Below are 25,915 nucleotides of genomic sequence, written 5' to 3' on the forward strand. Positions count from 1 at the left end.
TCGACTCGAAAACTGGAGGACATGGCCCGCTCGAGCGGTGCGCTCCTGGCGACGGTCGCTGCAGTTCCGGACCATCGTCGTCACCCTGGCCCTGTCATTGTTCGCCCTGCTGATCTCCAGCTTCTACATGGCCATCACCATCGGCAACGACCTGTTCCAGTCGCGCGTGAGCCAGGTGCAGCAGGACTCGGCCCGCGCGATCGAATCAGCCCAGAACATCCTCGATTCCTCCAGCGACGCCGGCCGCGGCAGCACCCAGGAGCTGATGGGCGCCGCGCGCGAGGAGATCACCCGCGCGTCGTCGAGCACGATGATCGCCGGTTACCGCGCACCGGGGCAGGAGCCAAGTCCGACCGGCCCACAGGACTTCGAGAACGTGCGGCTCAACGCTGTCGTCAGTGACGAACTCCGGCGGCTGGTGCAGAACAACCCGGACGAGCAGTGGTGGCAGTCTGTGTCGCTGCAGACCGCTGACGGGAACCGGGTGCCGGGGATCGTTGTGGGTTCCCAGATCACCCTGCCCGAGGGGAGCCGCTGGGAGATCTACATCGGCTTCGACCTCAGCGACACCGAGCAGACCCTGCTGTTCGTACAGCGCACTCTGCTCATCGGTGGGCTCACGTTGCTGCTCCTTGTCGGCGCCGTTGCCTGGGTGATCGTCCGGCTCGTCGCAAACCCCGTGCGCGTCGCGGCGGAGACAAGCGAACGGCTGGCCAGCGGAGACCTGGAGGTGAGGATCCCTGTGAAGGGTGAGGACGAACTTGCCACGCTCGCGCGATCATTCAACCGCATGGCCGACAGCCTGCAATCCCAGATCCGCGAACTCGCCGACCTCTCCCAGGTGCAGCAACGGTTTGTCTCGGACGTGTCCCACGAACTCCGCACACCGCTCACCACCATCCGGCTGGCGGGTGACGTGCTGTACGACCAGCGGTCCGAGTTCCCTCCGGCGACCGCTCGGACCGCCGAACTCCTGCACACCCAGACCCAGCGCTTCGAAGCTCTCCTCGCCGACCTGCTTGAGATCAGCCGCTACGACGCCGGTTCGGTGCAACTGGAGATCGAACCGCACAGCCTCGTCCACCTCGCCGAAGATTCGATCGAGGGGATGGCGTCGCTCGCCGAGCAGAAGGGCTCAGACGTCCGCCTTGTCGCGCCTGGCGGATACTCCGACGTCGAAATCGACCCGCGTCGCATCCGGCGGGTCGTCCGCAACCTGCTCGGCAACGCAATCGAGCACGGCGAGGGCAAACCCATCGTCGTGGCCGTCGACAGCAATGAGCAAGCGGTCGCCCTGTCGGTTCGCGACTACGGGCACGGAATGACCGAGGAGGACGCCCAGCGCGTCTTCGACCGGTTCTGGCGCGCCGACCCGTCGCGGAAACGAACGATCGGCGGAACGGGGCTCGGACTCGCCATCGCACTGGAGGACGCCCAGTTGCACGGTGGGAGCCTGGAGGTGTGGTCGCGGGTCGGTGCCGGCAGCTGTTTCCGGCTCACCCTTCCGCGCGTGCTCGGCCAGGAGGTCGCCGTCTCCCCGCTCCCGTTGCCGCCGGCGGACGCAGACGCCAACCCACCGCAGGCGGACACGTCGGATGCGGCACCGCACGCAGCAACGGACACCAGGAATGAGAAGGGGGTGGGAGTATGAGACCACGCACCTGGCCGGTCGTCATGGCTGTCGTCGCCTCCCTGGTCCTCGGCGGCTGCTCGGGCATCCCGCAGTCCGGTGCGCCGCGCATCGGGCAACCGGTACCGGGCGCCGAAGACCCGGAGGTCCAGTTCATCGCGGACAGCCCGCAGGCAGGGGCCAGCCAGGAGGCCATCCTGCGCGGCTTCATCGACGCGGCATCAAGCCCCCGCGAGGACTACGCCACCGCCAGGGAGTTCCTCGCCCCCAAGATCCGGGCGACCTGGGAGCCCGACCTCAACGTCATCGTCGACGAGGCCGCGCAGAGAAGCTACGTCTCCGCGGATGAGACCTCGATGCATCTCACCGTCGCACCGATCGCGGAGGTGAACGCTGAGGGGGAATACACCGAGTTCAGCACCAGGACCCCACTCACCCAGGGCTACAGCTTCACCAAGGTCAAGGATGAATGGCGGATCAGTGTCGCCCCTGACCGGGTTGTCCTCGACTCGCAACGCTTCAACGACGTGTTCGGCTCATACGCTCTCACCTTCTTCGACCCGTCGTGGAGCTACCTCGTGCCCGACCTCCGCTGGTTCCCGTCGAGAACGTCGACAGGAACGCGCATCGTGAAGGCGCTGCTCGACGGGCCAGGCCCTCTCCTGACCGGAGCGGTGACGACGGCGTTCCCCGAGGGGACCACCCTGACGAAAGGGGCGGTGCCGATTGTCGGTGACGTCGCCCAGGTCGACCTGAGCAGCGAAGTCTCCCAAGCCGACGAGGTGACCTTCCAGCGGATGCAGGCTCAAATCGCCGGAAGCCTTACTGGCGTGTCAGCCATCAACTCGGTGAGCGTCACGGTGAACAGCAGCACCGAGAACATTCCCGCCCTCACACTCACGTCGCCGCGGGCAGACCCCAGGGCGCTCGTGCTCGCTGAGGAGGGCTTCGGGTTCCTTTCGAACGGGGATTCGCTCGAGCGCCTTCCCGGCTTATCCGATCAGGTCGAAAGGCTCCGACCGGACTCCGTCGTGGTCAACGCCGAGCACAGCCTCGCCGCCGCCCGGACCGCTGACGGGATCTTCGCCATCCGTGCTTCAGCGGCCGAACCGCTCCGCGTCGACGCCAGGCCTGGCCTCATCGCGCCATCTCTCGACACGTTCGGCTACATCTGGAGTGTTCCAACCTCTGCCCCTGCTTCGCTCGTCGTCTCCCGGTCTGACGGGTCCCTGACCTCCGTCCAGACGAGCTGGCCTGAGGCCTCCTCGATCCTCTCGCTGGCGGTCTCGCGGGACGGCACCAGGGTTGTCGCGCTGGTCAGGGTGGGAGAAGAACCGCGCCTGCTCGCCGCCGGCATCCAGCGTGACAGGGACAACCGGCCCGTCATCCTTGGCGACCCACAGGTGCTCGCCGTCGGCACCGGCACTGCCGTCACCACGACCTGGGTCGACGACCTCACCGTCGCGACGCTGACCACAGCCGCCGACGGGACGACCGAGATCGTCAAACAGGTCATCGGGGGCCAGTCCGAATTGCTGCAGGGGTCGGCAGGCGCCGTTTCTCTTGTCGCCGGATCGGGTCTCCGCCAGTTGCGTGCCGTGGGCGCCGACGGCCACCTGACGGCCTTGCGGACCTCGGCGTGGCAGATCGTCGGGTCAGGTATCTCCCTGATCGCGACCCAACTGGGAAGCCCGGTCTAGGTCCTTCACAACGGCCGCCCATGGCGTCCGTCTGCACCGGTGTGCCAGACGGACGCCGCCCGTCGCCGCGCCGGTTCATGCTGGCCGGATGGATGCAGCCCGGTTGGCACTCGCATCGGTGCGGGAAGCTCTCGCCGTTCTGGTTCCTGTCGCCTGCGTGGGCTGCGGGCTGCCCGACTCGGCGGTCTGCCCCGCCTGTGAGGAGCGGATGGCTGGAGCGGCCACGCGGGTGGAGATCGAACCCGGCTTCCCGGTCTGGTTCGGAACTGCGTACACGGATGTGGCCAGGCGTGCGATCCTGGCGCTGAAGAACGAGCAGCGCACAGACGCGGCGGCGTCCCTTGCCCGCGTCCTCGTCCGGGCTCTCCAGGCTGCCGTCCTCGAACTGTCTGAGCTGACGGATCCTCCCGGCCCCGTCGCCCTCGCGGCGCTCCCGTCCACGCGATCCGCCTACCGGAGACGCGGCTACCGGCCGGTCGACGTGGTCGTCGCGAAAACCGAGCTCCGGCTGGAGCATCCGCTGGCCTGGCGCCGCCAGCCCGCCGACCAGATCGGACTCACCGTCGACGAACGCATGGACAACCTGAACGGTTCGCTCCGGCCGCGTCGGCCGGTGCGCGAGCGCTCCTTCTTGCTTCTCGACGACGTCGTCACGACCGGTGCGACACTCCTCGAAGCGAAGCGGGCGCTCACCGCCGGTGGCGCTTCGGTGATCGGTGCCGCAGTGATCGCAGCCACGCCCCGGCGCGTACGGCGCGTCACCGAGAAGTTCTCCTCTGCTGAGTGACTTATCCAGCTGCCCGGACTACGGTGGGGGCAAAGGCGCGAAACGACCGCCCTAGATATTGCGGCGGCACGCCTGATCTGGGAGGTAGACGTGGAAACAAACATTGTCGGACAAGGCCTGGGACTCACTGATCGCTTCCGCGATTATGTGGAAGAGAAGTCGGAAAAAATTGCCCATCTGTCAGACCGGGCCCTCGCATTCGAGGTCAAGGTCAGCCGTCACCATGACAAGAGCGGCAAACCTGGCGACGACCGCGTTGAGCTCACCCTCATCGGCCCAGGGCCGCTCGTGCGAGCGGAAGCGGCCGGTTCAGACAAATACGTGGCCTTCGATCTGGCAATAGCCAAACTGCTCGAGCAGGTTCGGCGGGCGAAGGATCGGAAGAAGGTCCTCCGCGGAAAACGCCGAACATCGTTGCAGGCCGCGAGCGCTGACGGGTTCAGCGGAATCGACCTCCAGCCGGCCGACCTCGAAACGATAGATCGGGTGGCCACCGGGTCGGTTCCCGTTCTCGAGGAAGAGGCGAAGGATGACGACGAATACTGCCCTGTCGTCATCCGGGAGAAGGTGTTCCCCGCAGAAATCATGACTGTCGATGAGGCGGTCGACCGGATGGAACTCGTCGGGCATCCCTTCTTCCTCTTCGTCGACCAGAAGAACGACCGCCCCAGCGTCGTCTATCGTCGCAAGGGCTGGGACTACGGGGTCATCGGCCTCGAAGACGAATCGGCTGCCGAGAGGAAACGCGCTTAAGCAGCGAAGGTTCACGCGGGTGCTCCTCCGGGCACCCGCGTGAACCGCGTTGAGGGGGAGGATCTCCGCACAGATTCAGGATGCTCCCACCCGGACCCGGACTAACATGGAAACGGTCGACTGTGCGAGAGCCTTTTCGACCGCCCCGCGCATCCCGCGCGGCCGCACGTGGGACAACGTGCCCGAGAGCAAAGTGGAGTTCAATACGTGGCCTCAGTACTAGAGAAGGTTCTTCGCCTGGGCGAGGGCCGAGTGATCCGGAAACTCGAGAACCTCGCGACGGCAGTCAACTCGCTCGAGCCCGACTTCTCCGACCTCACCGACGAGGAGTTGCGGGCCGAGACGACGGAACTGCGTGAACGCTACGCCAACGGCGAGTCGCTCGACGACCTCATGCCCGAAGCGTTCGCCGCCGTTCGGGAAGCGTCCAAACGGACGCTCGGCCTGCGGCACTTCGACGTCCAGCTGATGGGCGGCGCTGCCCTGCACCTCGGCAACATCGCCGAGATGAAGACCGGTGAAGGCAAGACCCTGGTCGCCACCCTGCCGGCCTACCTCAACGCCATCGCGGGCAAAGGCGTCCACGTCATCACCGTGAACGACTTCCTCGCGACCTACCAGTCCGAGCTCATGGGCCGGGTGTTCCGTGCTCTCGGAATGACGACAGGCGTCATCCTCGCCGGGCAGACTCCCGAACAACGGCGCGAGCAGTACAACGCCGACATCACTTACGGCACGAACAACGAGTTCGGTTTCGATTACCTGCGCGACAACATGGCATGGCAGTCCAAGGATCTTGTGCAGCGTGGACACTTCTACGCGATCGTCGACGAGGTCGACTCGATCCTCATCGACGAGGCTCGCACGCCGCTCATCATCTCCGGCCCGGCGTCGGGGGAAGCGAACCGCTGGTTCGCCGAGTTCGCCCGGCTCGCCACGGTTCTCGTGGACGGCGAGGACTACGAGGTCGACGAGAAGAAGCGCACCGTCGGCGTCCTGGAACCAGGCATCGAGAAGGTAGAGGACTACCTCGGCATCGACAACCTCTACGAATCGGCGAACACGCCGCTGATCTCCTTCCTCAACAACTCGATCAAGGCGCGGGCGCTGTTCAAGAAGGACAAGGACTACGTCGTCATGAACGGCGAGGTGATGATCGTCGACGAGCACACCGGCCGAATCCTCATGGGCCGCCGCTACAACGAGGGCATCCACCAGGCGATCGAAGCCAAGGAAGGCGTTCAGGTCAAGGCTGAGAACCAGACCCTCGCCACCGTGACCCTGCAGAACTACTTCCGGCTCTACGAGAAACTCTCAGGCATGACCGGTACCGCAGAGACTGAAGCCGCCGAGTTCATGTCCACATACAAGCTCGGCGTGGTGCCGATCCGCACCAACAAGCCGATGCGCCGGATCGACGGCGCTGACCTCGTCTACAAGAACGAGGAGACGAAGTTCGCCCAGGTCGTCGAGGACATCGCCGAACGTCACGAGAAGGGCCAGCCCGTCCTCGTTGGAACGACGAGCGTCGAGAAGAGCGAATACCTATCCAGGCTCCTCGCCAAGAAGGGCGTGCGGCATGAGGTCCTCAACGCGAAGAACCACGCACGGGAGGCGGCGATCGTCGCCCAGGCCGGGCGGCTCGGATCCGTCACCGTCGCCACCAACATGGCCGGCCGTGGCACCGACATCATGCTCGGCGGAAACGCCGAGTTCCTCGCGGTGCAGGAGATGAACGCCAAGGGGCTCAGCCCGGTCGACACGCCGGAAGAGTACGAGGCGACATGGGACGACGTCTTCGCCGCCGTGAAGGACAAGGTCAATGAGGAGGCCGAGAAGGTCGTCGCGGCCGGCGGACTGTACGTCCTCGGCACGGAGCGGCACGAGTCGCGCCGCATCGATAACCAGCTTCGCGGTCGTTCAGGGCGCCAGGGGGACCCAGGCGAGAGCCGGTTCTACCTGTCGCTGACCGACGACCTCATGCGGCTGTTCAACTCGGGCGCCGCCGAAGCGCTCATGGGCAGGGGCGGCGTACCGGATGACATGGCGATCGAGTCCAAATGGGTCAGCCGTGCCATCCAGAGCGCACAGTCACAGGTTGAAGCACGCAACGCGGAGATCCGCAAGAACGTCCTGAAGTACGATGACGTCCTCAACCGGCAGCGTGAAGCCATCTACACCGACCGCCGCCACATCCTCGAAGGCGACGACCTGCACGAGCGTACGCAGAAGTTCCTCGAGGACGTCATCGACGAGGTGCTCGATGTGCACATCGGCGAGGGCAACGGCGACGACTGGGATTTCGACGCCCTGTGGGTCGATCTGAAGACGCTGTACCCGATCTCCCTCACCGTCGATGAGGTGGTGGCGGAAGCCGGCCAGAAAGGCAGGATCAACCGCGACTTCATGCGCAGGGAGATCCTCTCGGATGCGCGGCTCGCATACTCTCGCCGCGAAGAACAGCTCGGAGCTCCCGCGATGCGCGAGCTGGAGCGTCGCGTCGTCCTGCAGGTCATCGACCGCCGCTGGCGCGACCACCTCTACGAGATGGACTACCTCAAGGACGGTATCGGCCTGCGTGCGATGGCGCAGCGCGACCCGCTGGTCGAGTACCAGCGCGAGGGCTTCAGCATGTTCCAGCAGATGATGGGGCAGATCCGCGAGGAATCCGTCGGTTACCTGTTCAACCTCGAGGTCGAAGTCAAGAAGGGTGCGACGGAGGAAGTCACCACCGTCGAAGCCAAGGGGCTCGACCGCCCCGAGGGCGCGGACGAGAAACTCAGCTACTCGGCCGCGAACGAAGGCGGCGAAGTCGAGGTTCGCAACGAGCAGGGGCAGATCGAGAAGGCAGCGACCGTCAGGGCGCAGAAAGCCTCAGAAGGCGCAGCTGCTTCGCGGACCGGCGCGACCGCCGCACAGCCTGCGCCGTCCGCGGCCCGGGGGGCGTTCGGCCAGAAGGGTGACGTAGCGGCCGTCGCGGGCAACCGGGCGGACCGTCGCGCGCAGGGCAAGAAGAAGTAGGTCCTGGCCCGCTTTGCGCCGTCCTCACCCTGGTTCGCCAGGGCGGGGACGGCGCTTTTTTCGCGGTATCCGGCGCACAGCGGGCGTCAGAGCACCGAGATGGCGGTCGCCCGCCAGCGGTGATCCATGCCCTCCAGCCGGATGGCCACGGCACGTGACCGGGTTCGCTGGTGCACCATGATCACGGCCTCAACCACCCCGTCCCGGGGTTCGAAGAGGGTGATCGTGCCGATCTTCAGGATCGGCCGGACCGCCTGCAACCCCTTCACCTGCCGCGCCCGCGCCGACACCACCTGGCGTTTGAGCAGGTGCTTGTAGACGTCTTCCGAGATCCACCTGGCGAGTTGGTCGAGTTCCCGCGCCCCGGCGAGAACCTCCATCACGCAGCGGGTCAGGTTCTCGAGTAACGGCTCCGGTGGCGGGAGCTCAGCGGTCGGGGTCCTTTGCCTGCCGAAGAACTGGTCGGGGTCGAAAGGGTTGTGCGCCTGCCCGGCGTTCCGGGCGTGGGATGCCGGCTCGCCGGCGGTCGGGGAGTTCATGCGTGGCTCCGCTGAGAAACGTGCAACGAAAACAACCAGGACGGGGAGGGCACGGCGGCCAGAGGGCCTGAAGCGAAACGTCGCTACCCGCATGCAACGTCTCGCTCGGTGACAGGATGCCTGCTTTGGACACACGCACGGCCTGCGTCAGCGATATTTCCCCGGTTAAGGGGCTTTTATGTCGAGCTACTTTCCCAGCGCGGGCTCCCTCTTGTAAACCCCACTTTTCAATCTGTGGATAACTTCGGCGACCGGCCCGCCGAATGGCTACTGTCCTCTGCATGCGCTGGGACAGCCTCTTTGACGACCTCGAAAGCCAGCTCGAACACGAGTCGCATGCCGAGGAAGTCGATCGGCGAGCAGAGGACCACCGGCTTCGGCTCGGCCGGCTCACTCTCCGGGACCGCCTGCAGGCCTTCTCGGGCAGAGAAGGCTCCAGGCGGGAGGTTGTGCTGGAGCTCAGCACTGGAGCGACGATGATCATCCTTCCGCAGGCGTTCGGGCGTGACTGGATGTCGGGAGACGTGCTCTCGCGGGACGGGGCATCCGGGGCCTGTGTCGTCCCGCTGAGCGCGATCACCGGGATGCTGCTCCCGAAGGAGTGCCTTGCGAGGAGCCTCGCGGTGCCGGATCGGGACGAACGGCCTCCGCGCCTCAGCGACCGGATCGGGTTGAGTTTCGTGCTGAGGGACTTGTGCAGGCGCCGGGTCTACGTGCGTCTGCACGAGGGGACGAACGGCCATGGGGTGCACGGTGGAACGCTCGACAGGGTCGCCGCTGACCATGTCGACCTTGCGGTGCACGAGCCGGGTGTGCCGCGCAGGGAACGTAACGTCAGCCACCTGCGAGTCGTGCCGGTCACGGCGATCGGACTGATCGCGTTGTGACACCGGGTTCAGGGATCTTCGGGGCGGCGGATCATGCCGTTGGAGACCTCGGGGAGGCTGGCGAGGTCGGATCCCTGCCAGAGCCCCATCCTCCGTGTCTCCTCGTACTTGTTCTCGATGTACGCCTCGAGGACCGCCCGCTCGATGCGCCAGCGGCTCGGGGATCCCACCGAGATCGCCGGCAGTTCGGCTGAGCGCACAAGCTCGATGACTTCGGAGGGAGCGATGTTCAGGATATCCGCCGTGTCGGCCACTGTGAGGAAGCGCCCGACGGAGTCCGAAGAGACCGTATCCATGGGTCGATTATTCCGCTCACGGTTCTCTTCCGAACCGACTGTGGATAACTTTCTCAGCCAGCGCGGGAACTTGGCACGATTGGGGACACGCCGCTGTCGGTTGCGCAGCGGTCAGGGTTCGGAGGTTCCATGAACGGGCGCTTGCGCTTGCCTGCAGTCGACCCGCGCGTCGTCGTCGGTGCCGGGCTGATCCTCGCCTCGGTGGCCGGGGTATGGGTCGTCGTCGAAGCCGCTGACCAGTCCAGCCCCGTGCTGGTTGCGGCATCGACTCTCTCCGTCGGCGACACCATCGCCGAGGACGACCTCGAGATCGCCCACGTGCGCCTCGGCGCCGCGGACGCCCGCTACCTCGTCAGCGTGCCTGACGGGGGACTGGTGGTCACCCGCACGGTCTTCGAAGGCGAACTCGTGCCTCGTTCTGCTGTGAAAGCGAAGGCGGCCGTGCAGGTCAGAGCCGTTGTGGTCGAATCGGCGACGAGGCTCCCCGGGTCGGTGAAGCCCGGTTCCCTCGTCGACGTCTGGGCCGCGGAGCAGCAGGAGGACGGGTCGTTCGCGCCTCCCGTCGTTGTGGTCGGCGGCGCGAGCGTCGTCGAGGTCCTGGAGCCGCAGGGCATCGTCGCTGCCGGCCCTGCGGACACCGTCGAGATCCTCGTCCCGACAGGGGCTGTGGCGCTCCTCCTCGCAGCATTGGCCGGCGACAGCGCCATCTCCCTCGTCCCGGCCGGATGACGAACATGGCGAACCTGGCGTTCTTCCTTGACCGCGACGATGAGGACCGGCTCGTCGCCGCGATGGTCGAACGCGGGCATCGGGTCGAGATGAGGATCGGTCCGCTCACCGACCCCGTGGTCGCGATCTCCGCGGTCACACCCGATGTGCTGCTCGTGTCCGCTGATGAGGACCGTCTCAGTGCTGCGCTTCTCGCCGCCTGCGACGCCCGCGGCATTCGCGTGGTCGCGCTCGCCTCCTCCGCTGCCGCGCGACGCAACGTGGCGGCGCTCGGGCTCTATGACGTCCTCAATGCCGCCACGTCGCCAGACGCGATCGACGAGGTCGTCAGAGGGGGAGCGGTGGAGGCGGCGGCCGGGGGCGGGACACGATCCGGCGTCGTCGTCGCCGTGTGGGGGCCGGCAGGTGCTCCAGGGCGCACCACCGTGGCGATCAACCTGGCGACCGAAATCGCCGCAGCAGGCAGGACCGTCGCCCTCGTCGACGCCGACACCCACAGTGCCTCGATCGCACCGGTGCTCGGGATGCTCGACGAAGCACCGGGGTTCGCTGCAGCCTGCCGCCTGGCAGGCCAGAACGGACTCAGCCTGGCGGAACTCGACCGGATCCGCCAGCCGTACTCCGTCGCAGGCGGAACGCTCTCCGTGCTCACCGGCATCCCCCGTGCTTCTCGGTGGCCGGAGATCAGCACCGACCGCGTCTCGAGGACCATCGCTGCCTGTCGCGGCTGGGCTGACTACGTCATTCTCGATACCGGTTTCAGCCTCGAGAACGACGAGGAGATCTCCAGTGACCTGTTCGCGCCCCGGCGCAACGCCGCCACACTGGCTGCATTGGGGGCTGCTGACCGCGTTCTCGCCGTCGGCGCCGCGGATCCGATCGGCCTCGCCCGCTTCCTGCGGGTGTATCCGGATCTGCTCGACCTGGTCGAGGACCGGCCCGTTCTCCCGGTGATCAACAAGGTGCGGGCCAGCGTCATCGGCCTGAACCCGAACGGACAGGTTCGGGCCACCCTGCAGCGTTTCGGGGGGATCCAGGATCCCGTTCTGGTTCCCGCCGACGACAAGGGCACGGATGCTGCGCTCCTCGCCGGGCGAGCGCTGAGGGACGTGAGCCCGCGGTCGCCTGCGCTCGCCGCGGTCTCCCGGCTGGTCGCCGACCGTATCCTGCCCCCTGTGCCTGCTGCGGCCGGGCGCCGGGCGCTCCGACGGCGGCACCCGGCCCGCCCGCTTCACGCCGGGTGAGGGGCCAGCGGCCGCGCTTCGAGGCATCGGGAGCGGCCGTAGACTGGAGAAATGTCGACGCTCAGTGACCTTGTCCTCGCCAACGGCCGCTCCACAGACGAGGACGTCGACTGGCTTCACATGCTCGTCGGCGACGCCCAACTTCTCGCCGATCTCGCGTTCGCCGATATTGTTCTGTGGGTGCCGACCGGCGACGGAAGCTTCATGTCGGTGTCCCACTACCGGCCGTCAAGCGCGGCGACCTTGTTCTACCGGGACTTCGTCGGTCAGCTCATCAAGCCGCAATGGCGGGCACAGGTCACCGAGGCATACGAGACCGCGCGGATCGTGGACTCCACCGCACCGGATTGGTACGAGGAGACGCCGACGCGGGTCCGGGCTGTGCCCGTGATGCGACGTCTCGCGTCGACGTCGGCGGAGAACGCCCCCGCGCCGGTCGCTGTGCTGACCAGGCACACCAACCTCGGCGAAGCCCGCACTCCCAGCCGCCAGGAGCTGACCTTCAACGAGTGCGCCAACGACCTGTTCGAAATGGTCGCGACAGGCGACTTCCCCGACCTGTCGGCGCCGACCGGTCCCCGACGCGGAGCGCCCCGGGCATCCGACGGCCTGATCCGGCTTGACGTCGACGGCACCACCACCTTCGCAAGCCCGAACGCGTTGTCGGCCTTCAACCGGATGGGCTTCAACGACGAGCTCGAGGGCGAGTCGCTCGCCGAGGTGACGACTCTCATCCTCCCGGGCAAGCAGGTGATCGACGAGTCTCTTCCGCTCGTCGTCACCGGCCGCGCTCCGTGGCGTACCGATATCGAAGCGCGAGGCGTAACCGTCTCGCTTCGCGCCATCCCCCTGCGCCACCGCGGTGAACGGGCAGGAGCGATCGTGCTCTGCCGTGACGTGTCCGAACTGCGACACCAGGAACGCGAACTGATCACGAAGGACGCGACCATCCGTGAGATCCACCACCGGGTGAAGAACAACCTGCAGACGGTTGCCTCGCTGCTGCGGATCCAGGGACGTCGCGCCCACTCCGATGAAGCCCGTGAGGCCCTGACCCAGGCGATGCGCCGGGTGGCCGCGATCGCCGTCGTCCACGACACGCTCTCCCAAGGGCTCACGCAGGACGTCAACTTCGATGAGGTCTTCGAGCGGGTCCTCATGCTGATCGCCGAGGTCGCCTCTTCGCACAACACAACGGTGCACCCCCGTAAGACGGGAGAGTTCGGCGTGCTGCCCAGCGCCTACGCGACACCACTCGCGCTCGCACTGACCGAGCTGGTCACCAACGCCGTCGAGCACGGCCTCGCCGGGCGCGACGGCGAAGTAGAGATCGTCGCCGACCGGTCAGGAGACGAACTGACCGTGCTTGTCCGTGACAACGGGGTCGGGCTGCAGGAAGGCAAGGTGGGCACAGGACTCGGCACGCAGATCGTGCGCACCCTGATCCAGGGCGAGCTGAGCGGGACCATCGACTGGCACACCGTGATGGGGTCAGGCACCGAGGTGACCATCGAGGTTCCCCTGCGCTGGATCTCCCGGTCCTGACGCCACACGCAAAAAACTCCCGGCCCATCGGACCGGGAGTTTTCGTGTCTTAGGTCAGGAAGCGCGGCGCGCGCGTGCGGCGCGACGTTTGAGCGCGCGGCGCTCGTCCTCGGAGAGGCCGCCCCACACGCCGGAGTCCTGGCCGGTCTCCAATGCGTACTGGAGGCAGATCTCGGTGACGGTGCAGCGGCCGCATACGGCTTTTGCCTTGTCGATCTGGTCGACGGCCGGCCCTGTGTTGCCTACCGGGAAGAAAAGTTCCGGGTCGGCTGTGAGGCAAGCGGCTTTATCGCGCCAGTCCATGCGGGTGCTCCTTTGAATGAGGGTAAACGACCGATATGGTCGGAAATGAGGGATTGCCGAGTTGAAGAGAGGGCGATCACGAAAAATCGGATCTGCTCACCTCTCTGTGAGCGTCGTACTCGGGCCTCAACAATCGTGACATAGAGCACCCGCCAAATCAATAGCTTCGTATGGGATATACCTGTGAATAACATCGATGAAACAGATCCGACACGTTCGGGCGCTATGATTCCCGCCGACACGCCCGGGGTGAGTGGCTCGCCGGCTCTCCGACTGCTCACCGGACTGCTGTTTCTGGAGGCAACCGCGATGATCGTGGTGGTTCTCGTTCTGGTCGTCGACATCCTCACCCTCCCGGCCACGTCGCTCGTCAGCGCGATCGCCCTGACGGTGCTCGCCGCGATCGGAGCCATCTTCATTTCCGCTGTGGCGATCGGCGCCCTGCGCCGCTCCGGCTGGGTGCGTGGGGGAGCGGTGATCTGGCAGCTGGTCCAGCTCGCCATCGGAATCGGGGCCTTTCAGGGCGCGTTCGCGCAGCCGGCGATCGGATGGGCGCTTCTCGCCCCGAGTGTGGTCGTGCTCGTTCTGCTGTTCACCCCGTCGGTGCTGGCTGCCATCTCGCGCGACGGTGTGTAGCCCATAGCGAAACGCCCCTGCGCTTCGCAAGCCCTCTGGCGGCTTCCCGGTTCCGCTGCGGCCGCCTGCCAGGGTTGGAGGGGATGGCCCGCGCCCGCCGGCCGCGTAAGGAGACAACGATGACTGGTGCCAACGAACCAACCGCCCTGTCCGCCGAGGAACTCGCTGCACAGGGGATCACCGCTCTGCCTGACAAAGAGGTCGCTTCGATCCTCGACCTGAACGCCGACCTCGATCTCAACCTCGACGTCGCCGCCCCCATCGACCTGGCGGTGGCCGCGAACGCCAACGTCGCCGCGCCGATCGACGCGGCCGTCGGAGCGAACATCCTCTCAGCGGGTTCCTCTGCGCAGGCGATGGCCGACCAGGGCGTCCTCATCGACCAGGGCATCACCGCGGATGCCACCGCGACCTCCACCCAGGACAGCACCATCAACCAGGCAGAACCCACCGGCACCGAGCCGGTCGGTGAAGCAACGACGACAGGCTCATCGATCGCCCCAGATGGCGGCCTGCCCGTCGACGGTGCGCCCCTCCCTGCCGACGGGAACGTCGTCCCCGATGAGCTCGGATCGGCCCTCAGCGGAGACCTGCTCGACGTCGACATCGACCTTGCCGCTGACGCCGACGTCGCAGCGCCGATCAACGGTGCTGTCGCTGCCAACGCGAACGTGGCTGCGCCCATCGACGCAGCCGTAGCCGCCAACATCGGCTCGATCGACAGCAATGCGGTGGCGATCGCGCAGCAGGATGCGATCATCACCCAGAACATCGACGGCGAGGCGACTGCGACCGCCGGCCAGCAGTCCGACCTGCAGCAGTAAGCGACGATGGCGCAGATCGAGGAGGCGGCCGCCGGGAGCCGGAATGTGGCTCAACCGGCTCTCGCCGTGCCCGCACGCGCCGATGGCATCCAGCTTCTGGGTGGGACGCAGGGATCCGGGTACCGCGAGCCCCCAGCGCTCGTGCGGCGCAGCGACGGGCAGGTCCTGCAACTCACGCCTCTCCTGTACGACGTGCTGGAGGCGGTCGACGGCACGCGGACGGTTGAGTCGATCGCTGAGGCGGTCGGCGCTGCTCACAACCGGGCCGTCAGCGCCGGGGATGTCCAGACCCTGATCGACACCCACCTGCTGCAGCTCGGGCTCCTCCGCCTGGCCGACGGGTCTCAGCCGGAGGTGAAGAAGTCTGATCCCCTGCTGCGGATGCGATTCCGCGTGGCGGTGACCGATCCGGAACGCACCCAAAGACTCACCCGGCCGTTCCAAGCTCTGTTCTCCCCGATCGTCGTCGTCATCGTGCTGGTTGCGTTCGCCGCCATCTGCTGGTGGCTGCTCATGACCAAGGGGTTGGCGTCCGCTGCGCACGAAGCGTTCGACCGGCCGGGCCTGCTGCTCCTGACGTTCGTGATCACCCTGCTGTCAGCCGGGTTCCATGAGTTCGGCCATGCCGCCGCAGCAGCACGGGCCGGAGCGACACCGGGGAGGATGGGAGCGGGGCTGTACCTGGTCTGGCCCGCGTTCTACACCGATGTCACCGACTCGTACCGCCTCGACCGTCGGGGCCGTCTCCTCACCGACCTGGGCGGACTGTACTTCAACGCCATCGTCGCGGTCGTCGTGGTCGGAGTCTGGCGGCTCACCGCATCCGACGCCCTGCTGCTCATCGTCGCCACCCAGCTTCTCCTCATGGTGCGCCAGCTTGCACCCATCGTGCGTTTCGACGGCTACCACGTGCTCGCCGACGCGACAGGCGTTCCTGACCTGTTCCAGCGAATTCAACCCACATTGCTCGGCCTGCTGCCCTGGCGGTGGGGCGGCGCAGAGTCCCGGTTGCTCAAACCAGGCGCGAGGACCGTCATCACGGTGTGGGTCCTGCTGGTCGTCCCGCTGCTCATCCTCGCACTGGTCGTCATCGTCCTGTCGTTCCCGCGACTGGTCGGAAGCGCCCTCGCCGGGATGCGGGAACAGTCCGCACGCCTCGGGGAGGGTATCGCCTCTGCCGATTACGGCACCGCGGGAGGCCACCTTCTCGGCCTGCTCGCAATCGCGATCCCCGTCGCCGGGCTGACCTACATTCTGATCCGCCTCGTCCGCCAGCTTTTCCAGACAGCGTGGCGGTCATCAGCAGGGCGCCCTCTCAAACGATCGCTCTCCCTGGCGGTGGTCGCGGCGCTTGTCGGCGCCGTCGCGTTCGCCTGGTGGCCTGACGCCGACAGCTACCGGCCGATCGAAGCCTACGAGGGTGGAACCCTCGTCGACATGGTGACCGCCGTCGCCCCGCATTCCCCTGGACTGAGCGAACGCGAACGCGGCGAAACCCTGGCACTGATGTCAGGGCAGCAGACCCTCCCCGGGCCGGAGAATCCCGAAATCGCCGTCGTCCTCGTGCCCCGCGGTGACGGTTCCGCTGCACCGTCATGGGTTTTCCCCTTCAACCGCCCTGACGCTGCAACCGGGCAAGACACCCAGGCGCTCGCCGTCAACACTCAGGACGGATCGGTGATCTACGACGTCGCCTTCGCCCTGGTCTGGGCGAACGGTGACCGCGTCGACACCACGAACGAGGCGTACGCGTTCGCCAGCTGCACCGGGTGCGCCGCGGTGGCCGTCAGCTTCCAGGTCGTCCTGGTCGTCGGCCAGGCCAGCGTCAACGTGCCGCAGAACCTCTCCGCCGCTGTCAACTACGACTGTGTCGAGTGCGTCACGTTCGCGCTCGCCAGCCAGCTGGTCGTTACGCTGGACGGCCCGCTGTCCGAAGGCAGCATGCTCGAACTGGGCAGGCTGTGGGAGGAAATCGCCGAGTACGGCGATTCCATCCGCGACCGGCCGCTGTCCGAGCTGGCCGATGCGCTGAACGGGTACAAACTGCGGATTCTCGAGATCCTGAGGGCGGACCCCAGCGCCGGGTTGCCGCCCGAGCGCGGGACGGAGCCGACCGTCACGCCGTCGCCTGTCCCGACGACGGGCGGGTCGCGCGCACCAGGCAGCGGGAGCACCCCGGTGCCCTCAGCGCCCGAACCGGATCAGCCGGCGCCGACCCAGCCCATCACGCCGACGACACCGACCCCCACGCCGACACCGACCCCCACGCCGACCCCAACCCCTGATCCCACCCCGACCGCACCGCCCGCCTGACGGCAATGTCAGGCAGCCAGACCGAGCTTCCTGCGCAGGGATGCCACGTGACCCGTCGCCTTGACGTTGTACAACGCCTGCTCGATCGTTCCCTCTTCGTCGATCACGAAGGTGGACCGGAGCACCCCGGTGATGATCTTGCCGTATGAATTCTTCTCGCCGTACGCGCCATACGCGTGGTGCACGGCGAGGTCCTCGTCGCTGAGCAGCGGGAACGTCAGGGCGTCGCGTTCCTCGAACGTCTTGAGCGTGGCCGGGTCATCCTTCGAGATGCCGAGCACGCTGTAGCCGGCGCCCTGCAGCGAACCGAGGCTGTCCCGGAAGTCACACGCCTGAGTGGTGCACCCAGGAGTCATGGCTGCCGGGTAGAAGTAGAGAATCACCTTCGAGCCGGCGAAGTCAGCCAGCGAAACGGGCTCACCGTCGGCATTTCGGAGGGTGAACGATGGGGCCTGGTCGCCTGCGGCGAGTCGCGCGTCTGTCATGCTCCCAGCCTAGGCGAGGTCAGTATTGGGTGGGCTTCATGAACGTCGCGAGAAGGCGCTGAAGCGAGTCCAGCCTCGCTGCCCCTGTGCCGCCGAGTTCCCCTGCCTCCACGGCCTCCGCGATGGCGCAGTCCGGTGCGTCCGGCAGGTGCGTGCATCCCCTCGGGCACCGCTCAGCCACCTCGCCCAGGTCGCTGAAGGCGCGGAGGATGTTCGCGGGGTCGATATGGCCGAGACCGAACGACCGGACGCCAGGGGTGTCGATGACCCAGCCGGTTCCGGCCTCGCCCTCGACGCGATATGACACGGTCGACGACGAGGTGTGCCGCCCGCGCCCGGTGACGGCGTTGACATGCCCTGTTGCGCGTTGAGCGCTGGGCACGAGCGCGTTCACGAGAGTCGACTTGCCCACACCGGAGTGGCCCACGAAGACCGTGTCATGCCCGACCAGCGCCGCAGTGATCTCCGTCAGCGGCATCCGATCGGTGGCGCTGGTGAAGACCTGCAGATCCAGTCCGGCGAAGTTGTGGAGGAAACCGCTGGGGTCGGCGAGGTCGGTTTTGGTGATGCAGAGGATCGGTCGGATGCCTGCATCCAGTGCCGCGATCAGGTAACGGTCGACGAGGCGCTCCCGCGGCTCAGGGTCGGCGGCGGCGACGACGACGAACATCTGATCGGCGTTGGCGACGATGACCCGCTCGACTTCGTCCGTGTCGTCGGCGCTTCGGCGGAGCAGAGTCGTCCGGGAAACGATCCCGACGATCCGGGCGAGGCTGCCTTCGTCGCCGGAAAGGTCCCCGACGATCCTGACCCGGTCGCCGTTGACGACGGCCTGCTTGCGAAGCTCTGACGCCCGGGAGGCCGTGATCCGTCGTTCGGTTTCTGCGCCCTCGTCGAGGAGCACGGTGTAACGGCCACGGTCAACGGCGAGAACCCGGGCGGTCTGCGCGTCGTTGTGCTCTGGCCTCGTCTTCGTCCGCGGGCGATTGCCCTTGCGGTTCGGGCGCGCTCGGATGCTCGACTCGTCGAACTCGGGTTCGTCGTCGGCGTCGTCGGTGTCCCACCAGCTCATCCGAGGACGGCCCCCGCGACCATCGTCGTCCACAGTTCCGGGAACTGGGGAAGGGTCTTCCCCGTCGTCGCGATGTTCTCGATGACGAGCCCTGGCACGACCAGGCCCAGGATCGCGCCTGTCGTTGCCATCCGGTGATCGTGATAGCTCAGCCAGGTGCCCCCGGTGAGGGGCCGCGGCTCGATGCGCAGCCCGTCCTCGAGCTCGGTGACGTTGCCGCCGAGTTTGTTGATCTCGGTTGCGAGGGCGGCGAGCCGGTCGGTTTCGTGGTGTCGGATGTGTCCGATCCCGGTGATCGTCGACGGGGAGTCCGCCAGCGCGGCGATCGCCGTGAGCGCCGGAGCGAGCTCACCGGCCGTCGTGAGGTCGAGATCGACACCGGGGATCGTTTTGCCACCCGTCACGGTGAGACGGTTGCCTTCCCTGACGACGGTGGCGCCGAACCGGGGGAGCAGCTCGAGCAGCTCCGCCCCGACCTGGGTCGTTTCGGCCGGCCAGCCGGGAATGGTCACGGTTCCACCGGTGACGATCGCTGCCGCCAGGAACGGGGCGGCGTTGGAGAGGTCGGGTTCGATGTCGACGTCGCGGCCGGCGATCGCACCCGGCTCGACCCGCCAGACCCCGACAGAAGGCGATGTGACGCGGACACCACGCTCCGCGAGGGCGGCGACGGTCATATCGATGTGGGGAAGGCTCGGCAGCCGATCTCCCGAGTGGCTCAGGGTGAGGCCGGCGTCGAACCGTGCGGCGGCGAGGAGAAGGCCGGAGACGAACTGGCTGGAGCTGGACGCGTCGATGGTGAGTTCCCCTCCACCGACCCGCCCGGTGCCGTGGACGGTGAACGGGAGCGAGCCGCGCCCGTCGTCGTTGATGTCGACGCCGAGAGCCTTGAGAGACGAGATCAGGGTGAGCATCGGGCGTCCTCGCGCGGCGGCGTCGGCATCGAACGTTGTCGGGCCGAGCGCGAGCGCTGCGACGGGGGGAACGAACCGCATCACTGTGCCGGCGAGGCCGCAGTCCACAGTGGTCGAACCGGTCAGCTCACCGGGGGTGACCAGCCAGTCCGGACCGAAGGCGCCGGTCGCATCCCCCTCCGTGATCGTCGCGCCGAGCGCCTTCAGCGCGTCAACCATGTTCTGGCTGTCGCGGGAGTGCAGCGGGGAGCGGAGAAGCGACGGCGAGTCGGCGAGAGCCGCGAGGACGAGTTCACGGTTGGTCAGGGATTTCGACCCGGGAAGGGACACGATGGCGACGACCGGAGCCTCGGCGACAGGCGCAGCCCACGATCCGTCGCCGGCCGGCTGGTGCCGGTCGCCGTAGATGTCGAACTCCGGTGCGGAATATTTTGACTCAAGCATTGTTCCTCTAATGTAACGGCGATTTGCAGAGAAAGGGCGTCCAGGGTGGTAACAGCAGTGCTCGATCACGCCATTGCGTACGTACCGGCCGTAGACTGGCCGGTGATGAGCACCGTCGATGAAACCTTCCCTCCCGAGCCGGAGAACGATCCACGCGCCCTGTTCGAAGAACAGGCGCTGCCGTTCATCGACCAGCTTTACGGCGCCGCCATGCGAATGACCAAGAACCCGTCAGACGCGCAGGACCTCGTACAGGAAACCTTCGTCAAGGCATATGCGGCCTTCGGCCAGTTCACCCAGGGGACGAATCTCAAGGCGTGGCTGTACCGCATCCTCACCAACACGTACATCAACATCTATCGCAAAAAGCAGCGCGAGCCGTACCAGGGCACGATCGATGACCTCGAGGACTGGCAGCTCGGCGGTGCCGAGTCGAGGACCGCCTCAGCGTCACGGTCGGCCGAGGCCGAGGCCATCGACCGGATGCCGGACAGTGCGGTGAAGGATGCCCTCCAAGATATTCCGGAGGACTTCCGGCTCGCGGTCTACCTGGCGGACGTCGAAGGCTTCGCCTACCAGGAGATCGCTGACATCATGAAATCACCCATCGGGACCGTCATGAGCCGCCTGCATCGAGGCAGGCGCATGCTGAGGGACCTGTTGGCCGATTACGCCCAGGAGCGCGGTATCGATACCGGCCGGGCAGGAGCGAAGAAATGACCGATTGCGGATGTGAAAAAGCCAAGCGTGATTTGGAGGAATACCTCCGTAACGAGGTGTGCTCGACGAACTCCGCTGACATTCGGGAGCATCTCGAGAACTGTGCGTCATGCCAGCAAGAGGCACTGCTTGCCAGGACCCTCACCGAGGCCGTTCAGCGCGCATGCAAGGAGAGCGCGCCTGAAGACCTCAGACTCCAGGTGATGGCCACGCTGCGGGCTGCCCAGGCGACGCATTAAATTCTCACACTTTCGGACGGGGCGCCACCTCACCGGCGCCCCGTGACATCGGGGTGTGATCACGACTCCTGACCCGTCCGGAACTCACGTGTTCCCACCCGGCTGCGTGTTCTGCTCCCCGTCGCCCTCAGCCTTGTAACTATCGATAGTGCTGCGATCAGCGAGCATCTCAGAAGGAGCAAGCCAGGGCGGCATCACCGTAACGACGTGCACGTACTACCTGCGCGACGGCCTCGTCCCGGTGACCGAAACCGACGAGAACGCCAGGACAGGGAGTCCTGATGATGACATCGAACGCACACCATGTCCTCCTCGGCCGAACCGGGGTCGTCGCTCGCGAGACAGCCGCGGCGCTCAGCGACGGACGGCACCGTATCCGTATCACGGTCGGGCGCACCATCCGTCCACGCCGAATCCCGAGCAGCCGACCTGCGAGACAGCACGGCCGTTCGCAACACGCTGGCGGGCGCCGAGGTCGTCTCCCTTACCGTGGGAGTCTCGCACACCCTGACAAGCGTGGCGAACCGAGTGGCCCGTCATTCTCCGGAACACCATCGACGGATGCGTCGCGAACGGAACCCACCTCGTCGATGTCGACATCGTCTCCGTGTAAGGGGCGGCCACCCCGCCGATGACGGAGTCACCCCGGTCGAGCCGTGCAGCAGGAAAGGTGAGGTGCGAGCGTCCCTGCTCGGGATGCTCGACGCCGCAGCCAGGCAACGCGGTCTCGGCTACACCGTCGCTCGCTGTGCGGACTTCTACGGCCCAGGCGCCGCGACCAGCGTCCTCAGCAGCTTCATCCTCGACAGGATCGGGGACGGAGAAGCGCCCACCTGGCTGTTCGACGCTCGGCAGCCTCACTCGCTGTTCAACACGACTGCTCGCGAGGCTCTCGAGATGGCGTACCAGAACACACGCCCGTACCCGTTCGACTCGACACGGTTCGAGCGGACCTTCGGCATCGGCCCCACCCCGGATGAGGACGTGATCCCGTCCCCTGTCCGGGTGAAGACTTCTCGGCGCCCACGCGAGAAGGACCCCGGCTGATCGCCGGGGCCCTTCTCGCTGTTTCTTGCTGTGCAGGCTACAGGGTCAGCGCCTCCGCGAGGAGCTGTGCCTGTTCGGCCGCGTGACGCTTGGCCGACCCGGTGGCCGGTGACGCCGCAGCGGCACGGGACACCACGCGGATGGAGCGGTCACCGAGGTGCTTCGACGCCTCGAGCGCGATGAACGGCCATGCACCCTGATTTTCGGGTTCATCCTGAACCCAGACCAGTTCGGCGCCCGGGTACCGGTCGATGACGGCCCTGAGGTCGTCGGTGGGCAGCGGGTAGTACTGCTCGAGACGGACGAGCGCGATCGTGTCGTTCGGCTTCTTCTCAAGCTCCGCGCGCAGGTCCCAGTGGATCTTGCCCGAGTGCAGGAGCACGCGCTTCACCGTCGAGGCGTCGGTCACGCGGGCGTCATCGATAACCGGCTCGAATCTGCCGCTCGTGAAGTCCTCGACGGCGCTCGATGCGCCCCGAAGTCGAAGCATCGCCTTCGGGGTGAACACGACCAGAGGCCGGCGCGGGCGGGCGTATGCCTGCCGGCGCAGCAGGTGGAAGTACGACGCTGGCGTCGACGGGCGTGCCACGGTCATGTTGTTCTCGGCGCACAGCTGCAGGTACCGTTCGATCCTCGCGGAGGAGTGATCGGGGCCCTGGCCTTCGTAGCCGTGCGGAAGCAGCATGACGACGCTGGAACGCTGTCCCCACTTCTGCTCGGCGCTCGAAATGAACTCGTCGATGATCGTCTGGCCGCCGTTGGCGAAGTCGCCGAACTGTGCCTCCCAGAGCACGAGGGCGTCCGGGCGTTCCACCGAGTAGCCGTACTCGAATCCGAGGACCGCGTACTCTGACAGCAGGGAGTCGTAGATCCAGAACCTGGCCTGGTTGTCCGCCAGATTGGCAAGGGGCAGCCACTCCTGACCGTTGACCCTGTCGTGCAGGACCGCGTGGCGCTGCACGAAGGTTCCCCGCCGCGAATCCTGGCCGCTGAAGCGCACCGGGGTGCCCTCGAGCAGCAGGGAACCGAAGGCGAGCAGTTCACCGAACGCCCAATCGATGTTGCCGTTACGGCTCATGTCGAGGCGCTTCTGCAGCAGTTGCTGCAACTTCGGGTGGACGGTGAACCCTGCCGGCTTGTTGTTGAAGCCGTCGCCGACGAGATGCACGACAGCCTCGGAGACGCCGGTGGTCTCCGGCTCGCCCGAGTAACCGTCGTCGCCCTGGTCGTCTGTGATGACCGGGATCGATGCCGTCTGTGCTGCATGCGTCTCCATGAACGCACGCTCGAGGCGGTCCTGGAAGTCGCGGTGGGACGCTTCGTACTCGTCCTCGGTGATGTCACCGCGGCCGACGAGGGCCTCGGTGTAGAGCTTGCGCACGCTGCGCTTCTGCTCGATGAGGTTGTACATCAGCGGCTGGGTCATCGACGGGTCGTCGCCCTCGTTGTGCCCGCGACGGCGGTAGCAGATGAGGTCGATGACGACATCCTTCTTGAATTCCTGACGGAATTCGAAGGCAAGCTGGGCGACCCGGACGACGGACTCCGGGTCGTCGCCGTTCACGTGCCAGATCGGCGCCTGGATGGTCTTCGCCACGTCCGTCGAGTAGATCGACGTGCGGCCTTCGCCTGGAGGGGTGGTGAACCCGACCTGGTTGTTGACGACCACGTGGATGGTGCCACCCGTACGGTAGCCGCGCAACTGCGACAACTGCATGGTCTCGAGAACGACGCCCTGGCCGGCCATCGCCGCGTCACCGTGGACGAGGATCGGGAGGGTGGAGAAGGTGCCGATCGGCTGCCGGTCCTGGCGGGCCCGCACGATGCCCTCGAGGACACCGTCGACGGCCTCCAGGTGGGAGGGGTTCGCGGCCAGGTAGACGGGAAGTTCGGATCCGTCGGACGCCCGGAAGGTTCCCTCGGTGCCGAGGTGGTATTTGACGTCGCCTGAACCGGTGTTCTTCGAGTTGTTCGTGCCTTCGAACTCCTGGAAGATCTGGCCGTATGTCTTGCCGGCGATGTTCGTCAGAACGTTGAGGCGTCCGCGGTGGGCCATGCCGATCGCGGCGCCGTCGAGCTTTGCTTCGGCGGCGCCCTGGAGGATGGCGTCGAGCAGGGCGATCGTGGATTCGCCGCCCTCGAGGCTGAATCGCTTCTGGCCGACGTACTTGGTCTGCAGGAAGGTCTCGAACGCTTCGGCTTCGTTGAGCTTGCCGAGGATGCGCATCTGCTCGTCGTGGCGTGGCTTAGCGTATGGACGCTCGACCTTCTCCTGGATCCACTTACGCTGCGCCGGGTCCTGGATGTGCATGTACTCGAGGCCGATGGTGCGGCAGTAGGAGTCACGGAGCAGGCCGAGGATGTCGCGGAGCTTCGACTGGCGCTTGTCGCCGAAACCGCCGGTGACGAATTCGCGGTCGAGGTCCCAGAAGGTGAGCCCGTGGGTGAGGATGTCGAGGTCGGGGTGTGAGCGCTGCACGTACTCGAGCGGGTCGATGTCCGCCATCAGGTGGCCGCGAACCCGGAACGAGTTGATCAGTTCCTGCACGCGAGCGGTCTTGTTGACGGTGTCGCTGAGGTCGACCGAGATGTCCGGAGCCCAGTGGATCGGGTCGTACGGAATGCGGAGGGAAGCGAAGACGTCCTGGTAGAACGACTTCTGGCCGGTCAGCAGTTCGTGGACCTTCTTCAGGAACTCGCCGGAACCGGCTCCCTGGATGACGCGGTGGTCGTAGGTCGAGGTCAGGGTGATCGTCTTGCCGATCGCCAGTTCGACGAGGGTGTGCTCGCTCGCTCCCTGGAACTCAGCCGGGTAGTCGAGGGCACCGGCGCCGATGATGCAGCCCTGGCCCTTCATCAGGCGGGGCACCGAGTGCTCGGTGCCGATGCCGCCCGGGTTCGTCAGCGAGACCGACGCGCCCTTGAAATCCTCGGCGGTGAGCTTGTTCTTGCGTGCACGGGAGACCAGGTCTTCATACGCGGAGAGGTATTCGCTGAAGGTGAGGGTGTCGGCGTTCTTGATCGCCGGGACGAGAAGAGCGCGAGTGCCGTCCGGCTTGGGGATGTCGATGGCGATTCCGAGCCCCACGTGGGCAGGAGCGACAACACTCGGCTTGCCGTCGATGACGTCGTAGTAGACATTCTGGCTCGGGAAGTCCTTGAGCGCCTGGATGAGCGCCCATCCGATGAGGTGAGTGAAGCTGACCTTGCCGCCGCGCGCCCGCTTCATATGGTTGTTGATCACGATGCGGTTGTCGATCATGAGCTTTGCCGGGATCGTCCGGACGCTCGTCGCGGTCGGAACCGTGAGGCTGGCGTCCATGTTCGTGGCGAGCGACTTCGCCATGCCGCGGAGCGGCGAAACCGTATCGACCGGCTCGGTCTTCTCGACCGTGGGGTCTGACGGCGCCTTCTGGGCCGGCTGCGTCGACGGCTTGCGCGGGGCATCCGCCGGAATCGGGGCAGCCTTCGGCTGCACCGACGTCGTCTTCGCCACCGGCGGCACGCCGATCACGGGGATCGGCGCCGTGATCGGGTGAGCGGCGATCTCGCCGGTAGCCTTGTCACCCTTGACTGGCTGATAACTCTCGAGGATGGGCCACCACGACTTGTCCACTGAGTTCTTGTCGGCACTGTATTGCTCGTACAGCTCATCTACGAGCCATTCGTTCGCACCGAATTCTCCCGACGAACCGTCGTCAGTTCCCACTCCGGCCAACTGGCTTGACACCGCCAGACCACCACTCTCTTACGTCGATGTGAGTACGACAGCGACATCCGTGGGAAG

The 25,915-nt window shown here is 66.4% G+C and carries 22 protein-coding genes; 15 read left to right on the top strand and 7 right to left on the bottom strand.

Annotation, left to right across the window (positions count from 1 at the left end):
- The first annotated feature begins 37 nt into the window (after window positions 1–37).
- From mtrB to secA, 5 genes are all read left to right on the top strand, one after another.
- On the top strand, window positions 38–1,651 hold the full coding sequence (gene mtrB, locus JWP90_RS02820) for an MtrAB system histidine kinase MtrB (RefSeq protein ID WP_297359349.1): 1,614 nt from the start codon (window positions 38–40) through the stop codon (window positions 1,649–1,651).
- Window positions 1,648–3,330 carry a GerMN domain-containing protein gene (locus JWP90_RS02825; RefSeq protein WP_297359351.1) on the top strand — a complete coding sequence of 561 codons (1,683 nt, stop codon included), beginning with the start codon at window positions 1,648–1,650 and terminating at the stop codon, window positions 3,328–3,330. The genes mtrB and JWP90_RS02825 overlap by 4 nt, the downstream gene beginning before the upstream one ends.
- A gap of 103 nt (window positions 3,331–3,433) precedes the next feature.
- Window positions 3,434–4,117 carry a ComF family protein gene (locus JWP90_RS02830; protein ID WP_297359353.1) on the top strand — a complete coding sequence of 228 codons (684 nt, stop codon included), beginning with the start codon at window positions 3,434–3,436 and terminating at the stop codon, window positions 4,115–4,117.
- Between the two features lie 90 nt (window positions 4,118–4,207).
- Complete coding sequence (gene raiA / locus JWP90_RS02835; RefSeq protein ID WP_297359356.1) at window positions 4,208–4,870, top strand: ribosome-associated translation inhibitor RaiA; 663 nt, start codon at window positions 4,208–4,210, stop codon at window positions 4,868–4,870.
- A 207-nt stretch (window positions 4,871–5,077) separates the two neighbouring features.
- Complete coding sequence (secA, locus tag JWP90_RS02840; protein WP_297359358.1) at window positions 5,078–7,891, top strand: preprotein translocase subunit SecA; 2,814 nt, start codon at window positions 5,078–5,080, stop codon at window positions 7,889–7,891.
- A gap of 86 nt (window positions 7,892–7,977) precedes the next feature.
- Here the strand turns inward: secA and JWP90_RS02845 are convergent, their stop codons facing one another.
- On the bottom strand, window positions 7,978–8,430 hold the full coding sequence (locus JWP90_RS02845; RefSeq protein ID WP_297359360.1) for an Rv3235 family protein: 453 nt from the start codon (window positions 8,428–8,430) through the stop codon (window positions 7,978–7,980).
- 281 nt (window positions 8,431–8,711) lie between these two features.
- On the opposite strand from JWP90_RS02845, the gene JWP90_RS02850 reads away from it, so the two are divergent.
- Window positions 8,712–9,317 (top strand): hypothetical protein, encoded by a 606-nt coding sequence (locus JWP90_RS02850; RefSeq protein ID WP_297359362.1) that lies wholly within the window; start codon window positions 8,712–8,714, stop codon window positions 9,315–9,317.
- An 8-nt stretch (window positions 9,318–9,325) separates the two neighbouring features.
- On the opposite strand, the gene JWP90_RS02855 is transcribed toward JWP90_RS02850, so the two are convergent.
- A complete protein-coding gene (locus tag JWP90_RS02855) occupies window positions 9,326–9,613 on the bottom strand; it encodes a helix-turn-helix domain-containing protein (RefSeq protein ID WP_297359364.1) in 288 nt (95 codons plus the stop codon).
- A gap of 129 nt (window positions 9,614–9,742) precedes the next feature.
- On the opposite strand from JWP90_RS02855, the gene JWP90_RS02860 reads away from it, so the two are divergent.
- The 3 genes from JWP90_RS02860 to JWP90_RS02870 are packed head-to-tail and all read left to right on the top strand — an operon-like array spanning window position 9,743 to window position 13,131.
- Window positions 9,743–10,342, top strand: a complete 600-nt coding sequence (locus tag JWP90_RS02860) for an SAF domain-containing protein (RefSeq protein WP_297359366.1) — start codon at window positions 9,743–9,745, stop codon at window positions 10,340–10,342.
- Window positions 10,339–11,586, top strand: coding sequence for a regulator (locus JWP90_RS02865; RefSeq protein ID WP_297359368.1), 1,248 nt, complete (start codon window positions 10,339–10,341; stop codon window positions 11,584–11,586). Before JWP90_RS02860 ends, JWP90_RS02865 begins: the two co-directional genes overlap by 4 nt.
- Before the next feature lie 51 nt (window positions 11,587–11,637).
- On the top strand, window positions 11,638–13,131 hold the full coding sequence (locus JWP90_RS02870; protein ID WP_297359369.1) for a sensor histidine kinase: 1,494 nt from the start codon (window positions 11,638–11,640) through the stop codon (window positions 13,129–13,131).
- Between the two features lie 54 nt (window positions 13,132–13,185).
- Here JWP90_RS02870 and JWP90_RS02875 read toward each other — a convergent pair whose 3' ends face one another.
- Window positions 13,186–13,434 carry a WhiB family transcriptional regulator gene (locus JWP90_RS02875; RefSeq protein ID WP_090711166.1) on the bottom strand — a complete coding sequence of 83 codons (249 nt, stop codon included), beginning with the start codon at window positions 13,432–13,434 and terminating at the stop codon, window positions 13,186–13,188.
- A gap of 249 nt (window positions 13,435–13,683) precedes the next feature.
- On the opposite strand from JWP90_RS02875, the gene JWP90_RS02880 reads away from it, so the two are divergent.
- From JWP90_RS02880 to JWP90_RS02890, 3 genes are all read left to right on the top strand, one after another.
- Window positions 13,684–14,070 (top strand): hypothetical protein, encoded by a 387-nt coding sequence (locus tag JWP90_RS02880; protein WP_297359375.1) that lies wholly within the window; start codon window positions 13,684–13,686, stop codon window positions 14,068–14,070.
- Window positions 14,071–14,189: 119 nt separating this feature from the next.
- Window positions 14,190–14,894 carry a peptidoglycan-binding protein gene (locus JWP90_RS02885; protein WP_297359377.1) on the top strand — a complete coding sequence of 235 codons (705 nt, stop codon included), beginning with the start codon at window positions 14,190–14,192 and terminating at the stop codon, window positions 14,892–14,894.
- Window positions 14,895–14,900: 6 nt separating this feature from the next.
- Complete coding sequence (locus tag JWP90_RS02890) at window positions 14,901–17,207, top strand: hypothetical protein (RefSeq protein WP_297359379.1); 2,307 nt, start codon at window positions 14,901–14,903, stop codon at window positions 17,205–17,207.
- 8 nt (window positions 17,208–17,215) lie between these two features.
- Here JWP90_RS02890 and bcp read toward each other — a convergent pair whose 3' ends face one another.
- From bcp to aroA, 3 genes are read right to left on the bottom strand one after another with little or no spacing between them, the layout of a single operon-like run.
- A complete protein-coding gene (gene bcp / locus JWP90_RS02895) occupies window positions 17,216–17,692 on the bottom strand; it encodes a thioredoxin-dependent thiol peroxidase (protein WP_297359381.1) in 477 nt (158 codons plus the stop codon).
- Window positions 17,693–17,711: 19 nt separating this feature from the next.
- A complete protein-coding gene (rsgA, locus tag JWP90_RS02900) occupies window positions 17,712–18,764 on the bottom strand; it encodes a ribosome small subunit-dependent GTPase A (RefSeq protein ID WP_297359383.1) in 1,053 nt (350 codons plus the stop codon).
- Window positions 18,761–20,122 (bottom strand): 3-phosphoshikimate 1-carboxyvinyltransferase, encoded by a 1,362-nt coding sequence (gene aroA / locus JWP90_RS02905; protein ID WP_297359385.1) that lies wholly within the window; start codon window positions 20,120–20,122, stop codon window positions 18,761–18,763. Before aroA ends, rsgA begins: the two co-directional genes overlap by 4 nt.
- Before the next feature lie 105 nt (window positions 20,123–20,227).
- Here aroA and JWP90_RS02910 point away from each other — a divergent pair, with 105 nt between their 5' ends.
- From JWP90_RS02910 to JWP90_RS02920, 3 genes are all read left to right on the top strand, one after another.
- Window positions 20,228–20,842 (top strand): sigma-70 family RNA polymerase sigma factor, encoded by a 615-nt coding sequence (locus tag JWP90_RS02910; protein ID WP_297359386.1) that lies wholly within the window; start codon window positions 20,228–20,230, stop codon window positions 20,840–20,842.
- Complete coding sequence (locus JWP90_RS02915; protein ID WP_297359387.1) at window positions 20,839–21,081, top strand: zf-HC2 domain-containing protein; 243 nt, start codon at window positions 20,839–20,841, stop codon at window positions 21,079–21,081. Before JWP90_RS02910 ends, JWP90_RS02915 begins: the two co-directional genes overlap by 4 nt.
- 675 nt (window positions 21,082–21,756) lie before the next feature.
- Window positions 21,757–22,128, top strand: coding sequence for a hypothetical protein (locus JWP90_RS02920; RefSeq protein ID WP_297359388.1), 372 nt, complete (start codon window positions 21,757–21,759; stop codon window positions 22,126–22,128).
- Between the two features lie 37 nt (window positions 22,129–22,165).
- Here the strand turns inward: JWP90_RS02920 and JWP90_RS02925 are convergent, their stop codons facing one another.
- Window positions 22,166–25,858: a multifunctional oxoglutarate decarboxylase/oxoglutarate dehydrogenase thiamine pyrophosphate-binding subunit/dihydrolipoyllysine-residue succinyltransferase subunit gene (locus JWP90_RS02925; protein WP_297359389.1), complete on the bottom strand. Its 3,693-nt coding sequence runs from the start codon at window positions 25,856–25,858 to the stop codon at window positions 22,166–22,168.
- Window positions 25,859–25,915: the final 57 nt, after the last annotated feature.

The organism is Mycetocola sp., from assembly GCF_025464835.1.
Taxonomy (GTDB): Bacteria; Actinomycetota; Actinomycetes; order Actinomycetales; family Microbacteriaceae; genus Mycetocola_A.

Excerpts from the sequence above, each read along its gene's own strand:
- JWP90_RS02825 (WP_297359351.1), top strand. The coding sequence starts at position 1,648 with ATGAGACCACGCACCTGGCCGGTCGTCATGGCTGTCGTCGCCTCCCTG.
- JWP90_RS02845 (WP_297359360.1), bottom strand. The coding sequence starts at position 8,430 with ATGAACTCCCCGACCGCCGGCGAGCCGGCATCCCACGCCCGGAACGCC.
- JWP90_RS02850 (WP_297359362.1), top strand. The coding sequence starts at position 8,712 with ATGCGCTGGGACAGCCTCTTTGACGACCTCGAAAGCCAGCTCGAACAC.
- JWP90_RS02855 (WP_297359364.1), bottom strand. The coding sequence starts at position 9,613 with ATGGATACGGTCTCTTCGGACTCCGTCGGGCGCTTCCTCACAGTGGCC.
- JWP90_RS02860 (WP_297359366.1), top strand. The coding sequence starts at position 9,743 with ATGAACGGGCGCTTGCGCTTGCCTGCAGTCGACCCGCGCGTCGTCGTC.
- JWP90_RS02865 (WP_297359368.1), top strand. The coding sequence starts at position 10,339 with ATGACGAACATGGCGAACCTGGCGTTCTTCCTTGACCGCGACGATGAG.
- JWP90_RS02870 (WP_297359369.1), top strand. The coding sequence starts at position 11,638 with ATGTCGACGCTCAGTGACCTTGTCCTCGCCAACGGCCGCTCCACAGAC.
- JWP90_RS02875 (WP_090711166.1), bottom strand. The coding sequence starts at position 13,434 with ATGGACTGGCGCGATAAAGCCGCTTGCCTCACAGCCGACCCGGAACTT.
- JWP90_RS02885 (WP_297359377.1), top strand. The coding sequence starts at position 14,190 with ATGACTGGTGCCAACGAACCAACCGCCCTGTCCGCCGAGGAACTCGCT.
- JWP90_RS02890 (WP_297359379.1), top strand. The coding sequence starts at position 14,901 with ATGGCGCAGATCGAGGAGGCGGCCGCCGGGAGCCGGAATGTGGCTCAA.
- bcp (WP_297359381.1), bottom strand. The coding sequence starts at position 17,692 with ATGACAGACGCGCGACTCGCCGCAGGCGACCAGGCCCCATCGTTCACC.
- rsgA (WP_297359383.1), bottom strand. The coding sequence starts at position 18,764 with ATGAGCTGGTGGGACACCGACGACGCCGACGACGAACCCGAGTTCGAC.
- aroA (WP_297359385.1), bottom strand. The coding sequence starts at position 20,122 with ATGCTTGAGTCAAAATATTCCGCACCGGAGTTCGACATCTACGGCGAC.
- JWP90_RS02910 (WP_297359386.1), top strand. The coding sequence starts at position 20,228 with ATGAGCACCGTCGATGAAACCTTCCCTCCCGAGCCGGAGAACGATCCA.
- JWP90_RS02915 (WP_297359387.1), top strand. The coding sequence starts at position 20,839 with ATGACCGATTGCGGATGTGAAAAAGCCAAGCGTGATTTGGAGGAATAC.